This window comes from Kriegella aquimaris (assembly GCF_900103215.1).
GTDB lineage: Bacteria > Bacteroidota > Bacteroidia > Flavobacteriales > Flavobacteriaceae > Kriegella > Kriegella aquimaris.
Genome location: NZ_FNGV01000001.1, coordinates 1,201,375 through 1,218,411 on the forward strand (window position 1 = coordinate 1,201,375; position 17,037 = coordinate 1,218,411).

Annotated in this window: 9 protein-coding genes; 6 read left to right on the forward strand and 3 right to left on the reverse strand. The window is 39.0% G+C overall.

Translation table 11 applies throughout. The features are described 5' to 3' along the window. The 4 genes from BLS33_RS05050 to BLS33_RS05065 all read left to right on the forward strand — a co-directional run. Positions 1-1,276: thrombospondin type 3 repeat-containing protein (locus BLS33_RS05050; protein ID WP_176801326.1), on the forward strand; the 1,276-nt coding region annotated here is incomplete at its 5' end. A 26-nt stretch (positions 1,277-1,302) separates the two neighbouring features. Beyond that, positions 1,303-2,190 (forward strand): PorP/SprF family type IX secretion system membrane protein, encoded by an 888-nt coding sequence (locus BLS33_RS05055; protein WP_176801327.1) that lies wholly within the window; start codon positions 1,303-1,305, stop codon positions 2,188-2,190. A 1,000-nt stretch (positions 2,191-3,190) separates the two neighbouring features. Further along, a complete protein-coding gene (locus tag BLS33_RS05060; RefSeq protein ID WP_089886048.1) occupies positions 3,191-5,098 on the forward strand; it encodes a ThuA domain-containing protein in 1,908 nt (635 codons plus the stop codon). 97 nt (positions 5,099-5,195) lie between these two features. Then, the gene (locus BLS33_RS05065) at positions 5,196-7,979 is read left to right on the forward strand and encodes a 3-keto-alpha-glucoside-1,2-lyase-like domain-containing protein (protein ID WP_176801328.1); all 2,784 of its coding nucleotides are present in this window, start codon (positions 5,196-5,198) and stop codon (positions 7,977-7,979) included. A gap of 143 nt (positions 7,980-8,122) precedes the next feature. Here the strand turns inward: BLS33_RS05065 and BLS33_RS05070 are convergent, their stop codons facing one another. The 3 genes from BLS33_RS05070 to BLS33_RS05080 form a co-directional block, all read right to left on the reverse strand. Further along, entirely contained in the window at positions 8,123-9,529 is a 1,407-nt protein-coding gene (locus BLS33_RS05070) for a sulfatase family protein (RefSeq protein WP_089886050.1), read from the reverse strand. 38 nt (positions 9,530-9,567) lie between these two features. Beyond that, positions 9,568-11,421 carry an arylsulfatase gene (locus BLS33_RS05075; protein ID WP_176801329.1) on the reverse strand — a complete coding sequence of 618 codons (1,854 nt, stop codon included), beginning with the start codon at positions 11,419-11,421 and terminating at the stop codon, positions 9,568-9,570. 92 nt (positions 11,422-11,513) lie between these two features. Then, on the reverse strand, positions 11,514-12,740 hold the full coding sequence (locus BLS33_RS05080) for an ROK family transcriptional regulator (RefSeq protein WP_089886055.1): 1,227 nt from the start codon (positions 12,738-12,740) through the stop codon (positions 11,514-11,516). Positions 12,741-13,238: 498 nt separating this feature from the next. On the opposite strand from BLS33_RS05080, the gene BLS33_RS05085 reads away from it, so the two are divergent. Further along, a complete protein-coding gene (locus BLS33_RS05085) occupies positions 13,239-16,319 on the forward strand; it encodes a T9SS type A sorting domain-containing protein (protein ID WP_176801330.1) in 3,081 nt (1,026 codons plus the stop codon). Further along, positions 16,320-17,030 (forward strand): hypothetical protein, encoded by a 711-nt coding sequence (locus BLS33_RS05090; RefSeq protein ID WP_089886058.1) that lies wholly within the window; start codon positions 16,320-16,322, stop codon positions 17,028-17,030. Positions 17,031-17,037 lie beyond the last annotated feature (7 nt).

Here is a 17,037-nt window from a genome sequence, read left to right on the forward strand (position 1 = left end):
TGGAGCAACTTCTTTTGATCAGAATATTGGTTCTTGGAATGTAAGCAATGTAAGTAATCTGGATGGAATGTTTTATAATGCTACTTTATCCACATATAATTATGACCAATTACTAATTGGGTGGTCGGCACTAAGCTTAAAAAATGGGATTCCATTTCATGGTGGAAATAGCAAATACTGTTTAGGATCCGATGCGCGCCAGAGCATAATAGACACTTTTGGTTGGACCATTTCGGATGCGGGTATGGCTTGTCTAGACTCGGTAAGTGATGCCGATAATGATGGTGTCATGGATGATGTAGATACCTGTGCAAACACCCCAAGTGGTGAAACTGTTGATGCCATCGGATGTTCAGATTCACAAAAAGATTCGGATAACGATGGTGTTAACGATGCTTTGGACACCTGTGCAAATACCCCAAGTGGTGAAACTGCGGATGCCAATGGTTGTTCTGACAGTCAAAAAGATGCCGATAATGATGGTGTCATGGATGATTTGGATACTTGTCCCAACACACCAGTTGGAGAGACAGTAGATGTCAATGGGTGTTCCGATAGCCAAAAAGATACGGATGTAGATACCGATGGAGATGGTATCATGGACGATGTGGACACCTGTGCAAATACGCCAAGTGGTGAAACTGCGGATTCAAATGGGTGTGCGCCTAGCCAAAAGGATAGCGATTTTGATGGCGTGAACGATGCTGTAGACGCCTGTTCCGATTCTCCCGAAGATGAAGCTGTGGACAGCAATGGTTGTTCCGATAGTCAGAAAGATGCCGATAACGATGGTGTTATAGATGCTATTGATACGTGCAGTAATACTCCATCAGGAGAAACGGCAGATGCCAATGGGTGTTCCGATAGCCAAAAAGATACGACCGAGGATAGCGATAATGATGGTGTTCAAGATACTTTAGACAATTGTCCGACAACCTATAACCCTGATCAAGAAGACAGAGACGGTGATGGTCTTGGTGATGTATGTGATACCGTTGAACTTGACGTATCACAATCCTTTACCCCGAACGGTGATGGCATCAATGATACCTGGGTTATCTATAATATAGAGAACTATCCGAATTCTTTGGTCAGGGTGTACAACTCATGGGGCAAAGAGGTATTCTCGGCAAAGAACTACCAAAACGATTGGGAAGGGCAGTACAAAAATTTGAATAACAAACTACCCGATTCAGGATCGTATTATTTCCAGATCGATTTGGATGGAAACGGAAACGTGGACCAAGATGGATGGCTATACCTGACCGGTCTTTAAAAAAACAACCAACAATAGAAAATAACATGAAGAATATAAAAAATACAATTTTAGGCGTACTACTGCTCGGCTGTAGTACACTGTTCGCACAACAAGAAGGCGTGGTCACTAATTATATGTACCATATGAACGCCTTTAACCCAGCTTACGTGGGAGTAGACGGCCGAACAGCAATCACAAGTACGTTCAGACAACAATGGACGGGTATTGAAGACGCACCTAGCTCACAATTGGTCTCCTTCGGCACCACATTGGGCAAGAACTTAGGGTTGGGGGTCTCTATATTGAACAGCCGCACCTTCGTTGAGAAACAGACCTTTACGGCAATCGATTTTTCTTATAGGATAAAAGTTTCGGAAAAAGCAGATCTGTACATGGGCCTAAAGGCGGGAGGTAATTTTTATAGTGTGAATACGGCGGGGTTAAGAACTTATAACCAAATGGCCGACCCCAATATCACTTCTATATCGAATTTTAATCCGAATATAGGGATCGGAGCCCTCCTTAAGCTCGATAAATGGCACTTCTCTTTGGCAGCCCCAAGACTGCTGTCCACCGATCGCGCAGACAATGAAGACGGTATGGTTACGGTGGCCAAGGCAAGGCCCCATATGTATGCCGTTGCAGGGTACGACCTTTTATTGAATCGATCGAACAACACCTTTCTTAAGCCTTCCGCTTTATTGCGCTATGTGAACGGGGCACCGGTCTCTTTAGATATCAATACCATGCTTTCCTTCGATGGTAATTTCGAAATCGGTGCTACCTATAGAACAGATGCCGCCTTTGCCGGTCTGATAAACTTCAGTATTAAAAAGCGCCTCTTGTTAGGGTATGCTTATGAAGTGAGTACTAGAAAGCAATTAGCCGATATGGGCAATACTAATGAAATACTGTTAAGGTTTTTGTTTTAAGCGATATTAAAGTAAGCTGATAATAAAAAAGGGGAGGTCTAACGACTTCCCTTTTTTTTATGCGCTTTTCTAGCTTTGTACAGAAAGGTTTTTTTACCGTCAAGAGTGGATAAACTTGTCACAACAATGGACAGTTTCGTAGCAATGTCACCACTATTACTGTATTGTAAATTTCCATTTCAATCAAGGTTATATTTCCCTATGCAATGAAATCTTAATCTGTTATTAGGTTGCCATCCATTAGCTAATCATCCCCTCAAGATCAGAATCAATTCTTTTCTACAGCATATAACTGATGGGAGGAATGGGGAACTTCATACCTGTTTATACAAATATCATGGAAATCAGAAGCTGTGATCATAAAAGCAATCTGAATTTCAGATACTGTTGAGATTTAATTAAAATTTAATCACACTACGTTTACCTTTAATAAATCACCTCATGAAACTATGAACATAACAATACTACTATTAAACTTAATTGTTTTGCTAACAATTAATGTTTTTTGCTAATGAGATCCAGCAAATCAAAAACAGTTTATACATAATTTTGCCCCAACGAGCAGAAATGAAATTGAACTTCAAAATAATTTGGATGTAATTCTTTTTGTCCCAAGATAATTGATGTTTTAGCGGCTTATCTTGATGGGTATTCTATATGGGAGGATGCCCTTCCTCCGAATCAGCAAGTTGGGAATTGACAAAATGGCCCTAAGGGTTAATACCAGAGATGAATTAATGTTATTCAGCTAGAAAAGCTGTTTTAGAAGAATTTTTTAAAGTAAATTCATGATTTTTAAATAAGTTTTACCTTTTCCTTTCAACCCTAGAATTTCGATTATAATTGTTAGGATGGAAATGCTAAAGGGTAAGCACTTTTTTCAATAGGATAAAAGGCAGTTAGATTGGGGATTGCGGTGATACTGCGAAGTTTTTAGCGGTTAATACGACATCATGCTTTCATTTGGTCAGATTAAGGATAACAATAAAAAGTAAAGATTATGAAAAATAATTTCTACAAGAAATTTGTCATTATAGTGTCGATTTTATGCTGTAATGTATTACCAGTTAAGGCCCAGATAAAAAATGCCTCCTTTGAAAAAGACGTAATAACTGGTGAGAGACAGATAACCGAAAAAATCAAAGGCTGGACTATTAGTAATGGTAATGTCGAATTAATTACAAGTAACGTATTTTCTGCTGTTGACGGAAACCAAGTGCTAGATTTAAATGGAAACCAACCCGGGCGTATTGCACAGACCGTAAAAGGGCTTCGAAAAACCACGGATTATACCTTAAAGTTTGAATATGCGGACCAAAAAGGAAGACAGCCCGATGATCAGACACTGTTGGCAACTGCGAATGTCATTATTAATGGGATAACGGTCGCCACGCTCCAAAATCTATCACCAGCACCTAATTATATCGGGGGTATTGGATTTGGTTTTAAATCAACAGCCAAAGGAACCGCAACTATTGAATTTGTTTCAACAACAAAAGGGGATATGGGGTTGGTGATTGACAACCTAAGAATAGAAGAGGGACCGCCAATGAACCCTCCGGTAAACAATCATTTAGTAAATGGTGGTTTTGAAATGAAGGTGATTAGTGATAGCGGGAATCCGCATTTATACGGAGACCAGCTGCCAGGGTGGTTGATCATGAGAGAGAATATAGACCTAATTGCCATAGACCGCTTTGGTTCACCAAGTGGAAAATGGGTAATTGATTTAGGGGGGCATGGGCCTGGAGGCATAGCACAAACCATAACCGACTTATCACCAGGGGTCAAATATCACTTGTCGGCATTATATTCCCGTCATCAATATTGGGATCAAGAGGATCCGCTTACAGGTGAAATCTTTATCGATGACGAATTAGTATTAAGCCTGAACAGGGACAAATTGGCAAAAGCACCACGTTGGGAAAGGATATCACACGATTTCATGGCACCATCCAACGGAGAAATAACACTCTCATTATTTTCAACGGCATTTAAAGTAGGTGGTGGAATTTTATATGACGATATTAAGATTGAAAAGGCAAGTGATATTGTTGTACCAAAAAAAATACCCGTCTTGATTATTGATGGTTTTAGTAATCATAATTGGGAATTGAACACTGAATATTTACAAAAAATATTGGAGACCACTGGGAAGTTTAAAGTATCGGTAAGCACCTGTCCAAATCAAAAAGAAAATGAATCGGAGTGGGAAAATTGGAGTCCTGATTTTGATTCTTATCCCGTTGTTATACAGACGTGCAATAATATTTTTAAAGAAGATAGCTTGCAATGGCCCAATCATGTAAAACAGGCTTTTGAAAAATATGTGACGGAAGGCGGTGGCGTATACATGTATCACGGGGCGACCAATGCCTTTAAAGGATGGCCTGCCTATAATAAAATGTTAGCTTTGGGATGGCGAAATAAAGATTTTGGCGAAGCCGTAACCATTAATGGAAAAGAAGAGCTGGAGATTATTCCAAAAGGAGAAGGCGAAAACACAGGGCATGGTGAACGCACAGATGCCTTGGTAACCCGAATAGTCGGTCATCCTATTCATACAGGTATGCCAAAATCTTGGAAAGCTGCCGATGTAGAGATTTACCGTTACGGGAGAGGAACTACCGAAAACCTAGACGTATTATCATATGCGAAAGACCCCAAAACAGAGTTAAACTTCCCTATGGAATGGACGGTTAAATTTGGAAAAGGCAAGGTTTATTGTTCTACCTATGGTCATTTGTGGAAAGATCAAGAATGGCCCCCAAATATGCGTTGTGCCGCATTTCAACAATCCATGACAAGAGCGCTACAATGGTTAAGCGGCAATGTGGTCGATAATTATGTAGATCCAGATTTTCCCACTTCTGAAAGTACCGTTTTAAGATCCCCTATTTTAGATTAAGCTTTTATAAAATATGATGTGCAAAGTAAAAATGTCAATTTCCTCTAAAACTTTCAATAGCTATTCATTGCTATTCGCCTCTATTTTATTTTCCTTAATGTCATGCGGCAGAGAAGAAACGAAAATAGATTCAACTATTGAAAAAGAACCAGACCCGCTTGATAATTACACCGATTGGTCAATTTATAGAGGCGATAAAAAGGGCAATCAATATTCAGAATTGGCACAAATTCATGCTGCCAATGTACATCAGCTAGAGTTGGCATGGCAGTACCGAACGGGTGATGCCACAAAAAATTCGTCCATTCAAGTTAATCCGATTATTGTTGATGGGCTCCTATATATTTCCACCCCAAGTTTAAATGCCGTGGCTTTAGATGCCGCAACCGGAAAAGAAGTCTGGGTTTTTAATTCTTCAAAATTTAACGAAAATCAAACTGCCTTTAATGGGAGAACTAGAGGTGTTACTTATTGGAGTTCTAAAGACGGTAGCGACCAGCGTATTTTTCTTTTTGTTAAAAACAGAGTTTATGCTTTAGAGGCTAAAACAGGCGAACTCATTACCTCATTTGGCACAAACGGCCACATTGATTTACGAGAAAATTTAGATATGGATGTTAATAAAGCATCCATTGAAGTAACGTCGCCCGGCATTGTTTATGAAAACTTTTTAATTGTAGGTTCCCGTGTTCCCGAAGGGTACGAATCCACACCCGGTAACATTAGAGCTTACGATGCCGTAACAGGAGATTTTAAATGGGTTTTCCGTACGATTCCCAAAGAAGGTGATTTTGGATTTGATACCTGGCAATTTAAGGAAGGGGAAACGTATGGAGGTGCCAATACGTGGAGTGGTTTTACTGTTGACGAAAAACGCGGTTGGGTATTTTTGGCTACGGGTTCACCAGCTTATGATTTTTATGGGGGAAACAGAAAAGGTGAAAACCTATTTGGCAATTGTGTGTTGGCCCTCAATGCAAAAACCGGTGAGCGCATTTGGCATTATCAAACCGTTCATCATGATATTTGGGATTACGATAATCCATCAGCTCCAATTTTAATTACAATTGGTAATGGCAAAAAGAAAAAGGATGCCGTAGTACAACTTACAAAAATGGGATTTGTATTTGTTCTGGATAGAGAAACGGGAGAGCCGCTTTTTCCAACTTTAGAAACACCAGTTCCAAAATCGCAGGTCGAGGGAGAAGAAGCATGGCCCACACAACCGATACCAACCAAACCACTTCCTTTAAGCCGCCAAGGCATTACAGAAGCTGATTTAACTACTATTTCTCCAGAGTCCAATGAATATGCACGAAAAAAGTTCAATAACTATATGGCAGCAAGTTTATATACCCCTCCTTCGGAAAGGGGAACAATAACAAGTCCTAGTGTATTAGGGGGCGTAGAGTGGCAAGGCGGGTCTTATGACCCATATACCAATATCCTTTATGTTAATTCCAACAATGTAGCTAGCATATCCAAACTAAAAAAAGTTTACGAAACTACCGATAGCTCCAACTTGACAAATTTGCAATTGGGCAACCAAATATATATTAAAAACTGTGCCTCTTGCCATGGTCTAAACCGTGGTGGTGTTCCTCCAACATACCCTTCAGTAATTCGTTTGAATAAAACAAAGGAAGAGATAGCATCAATTATTAAAAATGGCAAAAACATAATGCCCGCTTTTTCACAATTTACTACTAAAGATATTAATGCCATTACCGATTTTGTTATGAGTAATGATACCGTTTCCAATAATGAAAAAGATATTTTGGAAACAAAAACAAGGTACACGCATACGGGATATAATCTTTTTTTGGACCAAAATGGATATCCTGCTACTAGCCCGCCTTGGGGAACATTAAGTGCCATTGATATGGGAACCGGCGATTATGTTTGGAAAAAACCTCTTGGGGAATATCCAGAACTGGTAAAACAAAACATTCGCAATACGGGAACCTTAAATTATGGCGGGGCCGTGGCAACAGCAGGCGGCATTGTTTTTATCGCTGCTACCGCAGACGAAAAATTTAGGGCTTTTGAAAAAAGTCGCGGCAACATTTTATGGGAGTATGATTTACCTGTGGGTGGCTATGCCACGCCTAGTGTTTATATGCAAAATGGACGGCAGTATGTTGCCATAGTAGCTGGAGGTGGAGGCAAGAATAATACGCCTTCGGGAGATTATGTAATGGTATTTGCTTTACCGGAAGAAAACGATAATACCAATGAAACATCAAAGAATAGTAGGGCGGACTCCGATGGATGGATATCTCTTTTTAATGGGAAAACATTGGATGGTTGGGTACATATGAACGGCTCGCACACCTATGCGGTCGAGGATGGTGCGATTATTGGAAGAACCACGGAAAAAAGTCCTAATTCTTTTTTATGTTCTCTCCAAGAGTTTGAAAATTTTGAATTGGAATGTGAAGTTACCGTTGATGATATCACAAACCAAGGCATTCAGTTTCGCTCCTCCGTTCGACCTGTTACCGAAAAGGATCAAGATGCTTGGAGAGCAGGAAGGGTCTGGGGACCACAACTGGAAATACGTAGAAAGATGGGTGAAAATTCTATTACTACAGGCTTGCTCTATGGTGAAGCCCTGGGAACCGGTTGGCTTTCTTCGAAAGAAAAAGTAGCAAAAGGACATGACTATTTTATTTCTGAAGGATGGAACAAAATCAGGATTATTGCCGAGGGGCCTAGAATTCAAACTTTTGTGAATGGTCACTTAATCGAAGATTTAGTAAACGATGAAGTATTCAAAACCCACCCAAAGGGCTTTATCGCTTTGCAGATTCATGGAATTAATGGTGAACGTCAATTCACGATGCAGTGGCGGAATATTAAAGTACGTCCAATAGAATAACCGCTACCGTACCAAATACATTCAATTACCCGGTACAAATTCCCCTGGGCCACCCCAATAAAAAAAGGTTTTTTTTCTTTGATCACGATTTATGATTGAAACAGAACCTCAAAAAAGAATTCAGACTGAATGAAGGAGGCCTATTAGTTCACATTACGTTTTGCCATCAATTCAGCTACAACGGAATCACATTTCTTGGAATAGAGCTTTACCAGATCCTTATATGTATTCTCATAGGCTAGATTATTGACCTCGTTACTATCTTCTTTTAAGTTATAAAGTTCCACGAACTCGGGGTTTGCTTCATACCTAATGAATTTATAAGTTTGATCCCTGAAACTTTCGGTCTTGGGGAGTAAAGATTCCCCTTCCCGCTGATGCTCGAAAAAGGCTGAAGAACGCCAATTCTCTGTATTGCCATCATAAAAGGAAACCAGACTTTCACCTTGATAAGTTTTTGGAATTTCCACGCCCGCCAAATCTAAGATTGTTGACGCAATATCAAGATTTAAAACCATCTCTTCAAAGGTTTTCCCCCTTTCAGATTCTGCTTGTCTAGGGTCATAAATCATTAGGGGCACACGAAGAGACTGTTCATGCATCAACCATTTTCCCGCAAAGCCACGTTCTCCTAAATAGTATCCATTATCGCCCATAAATACGATGACTGTATTATCTGCCAAGCCTTCTTCTTTAAGGGTTTCCCGTATTCTACCAATGGTACTATCCACCGTACTTATCATTCGATAATACCCTTTTACCATTTTCTGAAATTTCTCAGGGGTATCGTAACGCCAATACCACCTTTTTCTATTCATGGAATGTTTCATGAAATCGGGCAGGGCTTCAAAGAATTCAGGAGCGGCAGTCGATGGTACAGGAATTTCATTTTCTCGATACAAGCTATCGACATAACCCGGCCAGAAATATTGCTCTTCCGCTCCATCATCAGCGTGCGGCGACCAAAACGAAAGTGATAGGCAAAATGGTTGTTCTTTACTAGATTTTATAAAATCAATGGCATGGTTTCCGTTAATGTCGGCTAGGTGTACTTGCTTTCCATCTATTTCTCTTAGATAGGGCCAAAATGTTTTAATACTTACATCGAACAATGAGTCTTCAATACCTTCATTGACCTTAACTCCGAACTTACCAATTAAACCCGTTTTATATCCAGATTTCTTTAATAAGTACGGGTAGCTCTCTAACATGTAAGCATCTTTCAATTTCGGTTTTCCAAAATTGAAATCATGCGTTCTTTCATATAAACCAGTGAGTATCGTAGCCCGACTCGCCGCACAAATAGGTGTAGTTACAAAAGCATTTTTGAAATAAAGTCCCGAACTGGCCAGCGCATCCATATTCGGGGTTTTAATTATGGGATTTCCGGCATGTCCTAGCGCATCCCACCGTTGATCATCAGTGAGTATAAAAATAATATTGGGCTTTTTGGAATCAACGACCGTACTTTTATTCTTAATTTTTTCCTCACATCCTATTAAAAAAACAAACACTACAAGAACGGATCCAGCAACTCTTAATTTTCCCATACTTTTATTTTATAGCCCATTATAATCTGTTTATCCTATCAATCGTAGGGTATCACTTTTTGCACATATCCTTCTTTCAAAAGTTTATCAGGCACCGAGGCTACATAATTAATAAGCTTTTTTTCGTCAGCTTCACCTAAATAGTTAACATAGATACATTCTGTACTCAGTGTTTTTCCGTCTTCCTCAAGATTAAACGCCGTTTGAAAACACGTTGTTCCTGCTTTTAAATCTACTTCGAACTTCACCGCCGTCATATTTTTACCCACCTTCGCACTCCTTTCAACATTTCCCACTTTCAACCAGGCATTTTCAACCTTTAGCTCTTTATCTCCTGCCCTATTTTCAACTATTTTTTTACCGGACTCCTCTGGCCACCGATTCAAGCGAATCTCATATTTTCCTGCTTTTGAAACATTAACTACCCATATTTTTTTTCCATTTCTGGTATGAGCATCGTGAGCATATAACTTTACAGGATTTTCATGAGGCGTTCCCACATGTATCTTGGCATATTCATCAAAGTCAACAGATACATCACCCCACCATTCTTCGTATCTACCGTAAAGCTCTTTTACAATGGCCGGATGTTGATTTGCTACATTATGCAGCTCTTCAGGATCCTTTTTAATATCGTATAACTCGTCAGCATCTCTTTTGACTAGTCTCCAATCTTCCGTAAGCACTTGATATTCCTTGTCCTTTATCGGATACTCTACCCGTTGATTCTGCACAAAAAGTGTTCTATCATCGGGCCATTTTGAAATTTCTTCCCTTAAAATTGGAGCAAAACTTCGCCCATCCAATTGAAGTTTCTCTGAACTATTCAAACCGCACAATTCGATCAACGTAGGCATAATATCGATGTGACCTGTTAGCGCATTTACATCTTTACCACCTGTTATTCCCCCTTTAGGCCACCGAATAAAAAATGGTACGCGATGGGCATTTTCGTACCCCCAAATCTTACCACCTTTCATACCCGCGGTATACCCTTCTTCGACCAAGCCCGTATCAAAATCCATTATTACACCGCCAAACCAAGGGCAAGGACCATTGTCGGTCATAAAAATGACAATCGTGTTGTTCCTCAACCCCACATCATCAATTTTGTTCAACAACTTTTTAACATCTTCATCAATACTGTTTACCATGCCGTAATAGCGTGCCAAACGTTCGGAAACCCTACCTCTGTAAGGTGCCACATATTTTTCATCGATCAATAAGGGTGCGTGCGGCAAATTGGTGGACAGATAGCAAAAGAATGGCTTATCCTTATTTTCATCTATATATTCAATAGCCTTATCGAACCATATATTATTGCAGTATCCTTCGTACTTTTCAAATTTCCCATTGTGCTTATAGGTATCGTCGTAATAGTCATTACCCCAATAATCAGGTCCTTGTCCGACACCGCCGCCGCCATGTACGATTGATTCTTTAAAACCTCTATCTTGAGGCCTGAAAGGATAGTTCTCCCCCAAATGCCATTTACCGAACGCAGCGGTTTCATAACCATTTGAAGAAAATACTTCTGGCATAGTAGTCATTCCTTCTTTTAACAAAGATCTACCCCCAATGGTATGCCATACGCCCGCCCTCGAGGAATAATTGCCCGTTAGCAAGGCCGCTCTTGTTGGCGAGCAGGAAGGGTCTACATGAAAATCGGTAAAACGAACACTTTCTGCATACAAAGAATCCAACGCCGGAGTTTTGACATAGGGGCTCCCATGGCATGCCAGATCCCCATAACCTTGGTCATCTGTCATGATAAGAATTACATTTGGTTTTTCAGGAACTGAAGCAGTACGCCGCCCCTCCGCACCCCTTTTACAATTGAAAAAGAGCACAGCCAATAAAAGCGGTATTCCGAAGCATTTAAAGTTCTTCACGACCATTTTTAGATATCTTAAGGTTTATAAGTAAAAAGCTGCCATAAAGAGGAAAATCTATATTCCACCGTCTACCGATACAGCAAAACACTTTAATTCAGGGATAATTCTAGATTTAATATTTTTTCCAATATCAAGGAAACAGCGCCTATCGAGGTCGCTTGGTCACCGTGTGTACACGGCATTATTTTTACTTTTGCATTTGCGGGCAACAAATACTTATTTTTTTTCTTTTCAATAAGGTCGAACAACAAGTCTCCACTTAATGAAATTCCACCTCCGACATACACAGTTTCCGGATTCAGCAAATTCGCTATTGTACCAATGCCCTTACACAGATATTCAGCTACCTCTTCGTAAATTTTAATTGAGGCTTCATCACCCTTTTTCGCAGCTATGGCAACCAACTCGGCCGTTATTAATTCTTCATTGCCTTGACATAGTTCTTTCAACAATGCAGAGCTATCATTAGATAAAGCAAGCTTACCCAAAGAAGCTATTCTATGACCCGATGCCAAAGCCTCCAAACAACCATACATGCCACATTTACATTGGACCTCACTATCTGTATCGACCGAAATATGACCAAATTCGCCTGCGAAACCCGAAAACCCCTTGAGAAGATTACCTTCTACAACCAAACCTGATGCAATACCATAACCTATGTTTATGACTGCAAAGTTTTTCTGATTCTCTTTCACACCCATCTTCAATTCGCCCAAAGCCATTAATCGCGTAGAATTATCATAAAAGAAAGGTAAATCAAGATGTTTATCAAGCTCCTTTCTTAAATCAATGTCAGACCACCGAAAGTCAGGCGAAGATTCAATAATTCCAGTTTCGCTATTCACGAGACCTGCGACACCAATTCCGACGCCCCATATTTTTGCATCTACATCTTTTCGATTATGAAGTTTATTAATAACCTTCACAACCTTTTCGATGATACTGAAAAAACCTTTTTCCAATTCCGTCGGAACTTGTATTTCGGATACAAAATTCGCGTTTAAATCTACCAAGCAACCCCTTATGTAGGTTGCCCCTAGGTCGATTCCGATAATTAAATTATTGTGATTCTTGAATTTGACTATGACCGGGGGTCTTCCCCCACTGGAATCACCTACCCCGAGACTCTCGACCAATTTATCTTTAGAAATCAATTCATCTACAATTCGAGTAATCGACGGGGGTGTTAAACCTGATTTTTTAGATAGCGAAGAACGTGTAATCTCGTCATGATCTTTTATCAGTCTCAGCACGACCTTTTTATTGGCAAGGTGCAAGAGCCCTACGTCCATTTTTGTATATTCCCTTTTCATTGAATGGTATGTTATCTATTCAAAGATATTAAAATAGCTTTCATATGCCAATAATATTGGATTTATAATTCACAATTAAAGCTATATAGTGCGTAAAACAAACCTTATTTAATCGATATTAATAACTTATTCTTTATAGGTATAGCATTCAATCATTAATGTTCATAATATCATTCGACGAACATACTATTCCCTTTTAACCCTTTAATTTCAAACTTGTCCCAAAACCCATTTCAAAGCTTAGAAACCTTCTAAACCTTTTCTTTTATCACTAATATTAGGCAACCATACTTTCATAATCAACCCCTACGAGCATATTCGTTTCTTTGTTTTGGTCTATGAGCCATATATAATATATAGAATTTACAGGCGTTTGGTACTAACCAATTATAATAACGCATGTTTCATTTTTTGAAAAAATCCTGCAGAAGCCATTTTGTTCTTAGCGTGTTATTTATTGTTCTAGTAGCAGCTTATAGCAGCGGTCAATCATGTCCTGTGGTCAATTTTATCGGAGATGATTTTGTCTGGAATTCAAACCTTTATGGCAATGGAATAAATAACATGGCCGAAACCAGCGATGGCTTTTTGGCCATGGGGCGAAACAACGCCGATGATGATTTCCAATCCGTTAATGGCCAAAATTTGATTATACAAGATCAAGGCGCCTATCTAATTAAGTACACAAACAACAGTAATGTTGAATGGTTTGTAACAATCAAGTATCCAGATGGCACTGAGCCAAACGAAATAGATGCAATAGAGGCCGCTGTAGAAGATTTGGATGGCAACATTTATTTAACAGGATTTAGTAGTGGGAACTTTTACGATACCTCCGGAAATGAGATTTCACTTTATAATCCTACATATAGTACTAATTTTCAAAAAAAAGCAGGTTTTATAATCAAGCTGGATAAAGATGGGCAACTACTATGGTATATGCAAACAGCATACACTTACCCCGAGAAGTTATTCATAGACAACCAAAACAATCTAATCTCTATAAATAGAAATTATGAGGCATACGATCACGATATATATTTAAACGGTGTATTCTCCGAAACGATATTGAAGAGAGAAGTAGATGATAGTTACGGAGCTTCTATATTAAAATTTTCTGCAAACGGAAATATACTCTGGTCAAACATTCTAGATTCATGGAATTCGAATGGATATGTCGTAGAGTCTTTAGATTTTGACGACCAAAATAATATTTATCTGATTGGATATAGCGAGTTGTGGACTAAAATATATTCCGCTGGAGACACTGCACTAAAGGCACAAATATCAAGGGCATCCTCTGGTAATAAGATCTCTTTTCTAATCAAATACAATCAGCAAGGGCAGTATTTATGGAATATGAAGAGTGAGGCGAGCAATCAATATAGTACCATACGTTTCAATGATCTTGGCACTGACGATTTTGGAAATTCCTATATAACAGGAAAAAACAATAGGGTTACGGGTACTGGAGTTCATATTTTTGAAAACACCGATGGCTCTACAACCACTACTAGTGAAGGACCATACTTTGTGGCAAAAGTTGACAATACGGGAGTATGCAAATGGGTATACGGAATAAGTGATGCCAACAGAAGCGAAGGGCATAAAGTTTTTGTAGATGATGACGAAGTTTATGTGGTTGGGGAAGCCTCTGTAAATAATCAAGATTTAGCTAGCCCAACTTTTTTTAGTGCCAATGATGAAAACTTAAGCTTTGAAATCGGCAGAAGTGACATTTTTATGGCGGTTTATGATCCATTAGGAAATTTAAAAAGAATAATCCTTAACGGTAACAATGGGTATTTCGGTTCGCAGACCATACAAGGCTTTTTCAAGGGCTCCAATGATTCTTTTTATTTAGGGGTGAATATGAGTTGGTTAGATGGTAAAGAAAATTATTCACATTTTGGGAATCAAATAAATACAATAAATGGCGTCGAAGGAACAATCGTAAATTTTAGTGAAGATTGTGGCACTGTAATCAATAACACGGCTGTGACAGCTATAGTTCTCGATGTGACGGTTAATAAGGTCAATTGTAATGGCGGTACGGACGGAACTATTCTTGTGAACGCCTCGGGTGGCACACCCCCATACCTTTATGAACTATTAAACAGTGAGAGCGTTTTGATTGAGCAAAGTTCCACCAATGTTTTTGACCATCTTGGCGCTGAATCATACATTGTCAGGATAGTAGATACAAATGGGGATTCGCCGGAAAATACCGAGGTTCTATTGGAAGAACCTTCGCCGATTGAAATTCAAATAGAACAAACCGGCGTGACCTGCACCAATACCGATTCGGGTAGCCTAACGGTCAGTGCCACTGGAGGATTCCCCCCTTATCAATATAGGTTGAATGATGGAAATCTGGTTAATTCAAACGTTTTTTCCGGTTTGGGCTTAGATACTTATACTATTGGTGTAATCGATGTTACCGGATGCGAGAATTTTCAATCCGTTACCATGATTGAAAATGGCCCACTGGTTTTTGAGGGCATAGATTTCAAATTGGTTTCTTGTAAAGGTGGAGATGACGGTATGATTACTATAAACGCTTCTGGAGGTCATGCTCCTTATCAATATTCGGTAGATGGAGAAAACTATCTTGAATCCAACCAAATAATGGGACTATCGGCCGGAGTTTATAGCGTTACAATTAAAGATAATACCAATTGTGTTTCCGAAATAATCCAAGTTAAAGTTGACGAAGTTAATAGTTTCGATTTTGACGGTGATGGTATTGGAGATGATTGTGATATTGATCGAGACGGAGACGGTGTTCTTAACGAAGATGATTTGTGTGAAGAAACGCCCTTAGGTTCTTTCGTAGGTGTTGATGGATGTATTGTATTTAATCTGCCCGCCGAAAATTTTCAAGTACTTGCAACAGGGGAATCCTGCATTGGAAGTGCTAACGGCAGTATAGAAGTAGCAGCGTTAGTAACTAGAAATTATGTTGGCACATTAACAGGCGAATCTTACGCTGAATCCAAAGAATTTGATGAAAATGTTGTATTTGGTGGTTTAAGTCAGGGAGATTATAGGTTGTGTATCACAATTAAAGATCAAACAGATTATCAGAAGTGTTTCGATTTAAAGATCACTGAGCCTTTGCCATTGGAGATATATGCAGAACTGAATGTCCCCAATCGAATGGTTACCCTGAAACTGGATGGCGGTAAGCAATATTTTATAGCTGTTAATAATACGGTTTATACCACGAATAAAGATGAAATACGTGTATCTCTCAATCAGAAAAGAAATGTTATTACGGTTAAAACCGATCAAGATTGCCAAGGTATCTACACAGAAACCTTCAATTTAACCGATGAAACTCTAATCTATCCAAATCCTGTAAAAAATGGATTGTTGACAGTAGCATGTGAAACCAAAAACAACCAGACGCCCAATATGACTTTGTTCGATAACCAAGGCCGAAAAGTTGATTTTGGAAGCGCAATTCATAAACAAAATCAAGTTGATTTGAATTTAAATGGATTATCATCTGGCCTATATTACCTTACTATTCAAACGAATAATTCGATAGAAACAAAACATATTATAATTAGATAAATGAAAAAGGTTAAGCATTCTTACTGGATATTGTGCCTCTTTCTTTTTGTGCAATGTGGACCAAAAGCGGATTTCGATGAAAATCTTTTAGAAGATATAATTGATGAACCTCAGGTATCCCAATTGATTTTTCCGGAAAACAATACGGAATGTAATCAGGGAACAGTTCTAAATGAAAATGAAAGCAATGTTTTGTTTAAATGGCAGCGTACCGAGGAGACTGATTTCTATACCCTGCATTTGAAAGACCTTGCGAAAAATTCAAAACAAACATTTGAGGTCGATACAATAGAGATTGAAATAACATTGAACAGGGGCACTCCTTACGAGTGGTATGTGACATCGGAGTCTTATATAAGTCCCATTACGGCAACAAGTGAGAAATGGCGCTTTTTCAATGCATCAAGTGGCACGTCTAATTATGCTCCTTTTCCGGCGGAAGCCGTAACACCAAAAATGGGCGAAACTGTTTCTTTAAGACAAGGCAATGTACTTGATATTGAGTGGACAACTACAGATATTGATGGCGATAATTTAACTTACGTTCTTTTTTATGGCAAAGAGAATCCCCCAAAATCGAATAAAAACGAAACCGACAAGAACAAAACTGCAATATACCTACCTGACGGAATATATTACTGGTATATAAAGTCAATCGACCAATATGGAAATGCCTCTGAATCTGATATTTTTCAATTTAAAGTAGATTAAACGGAAT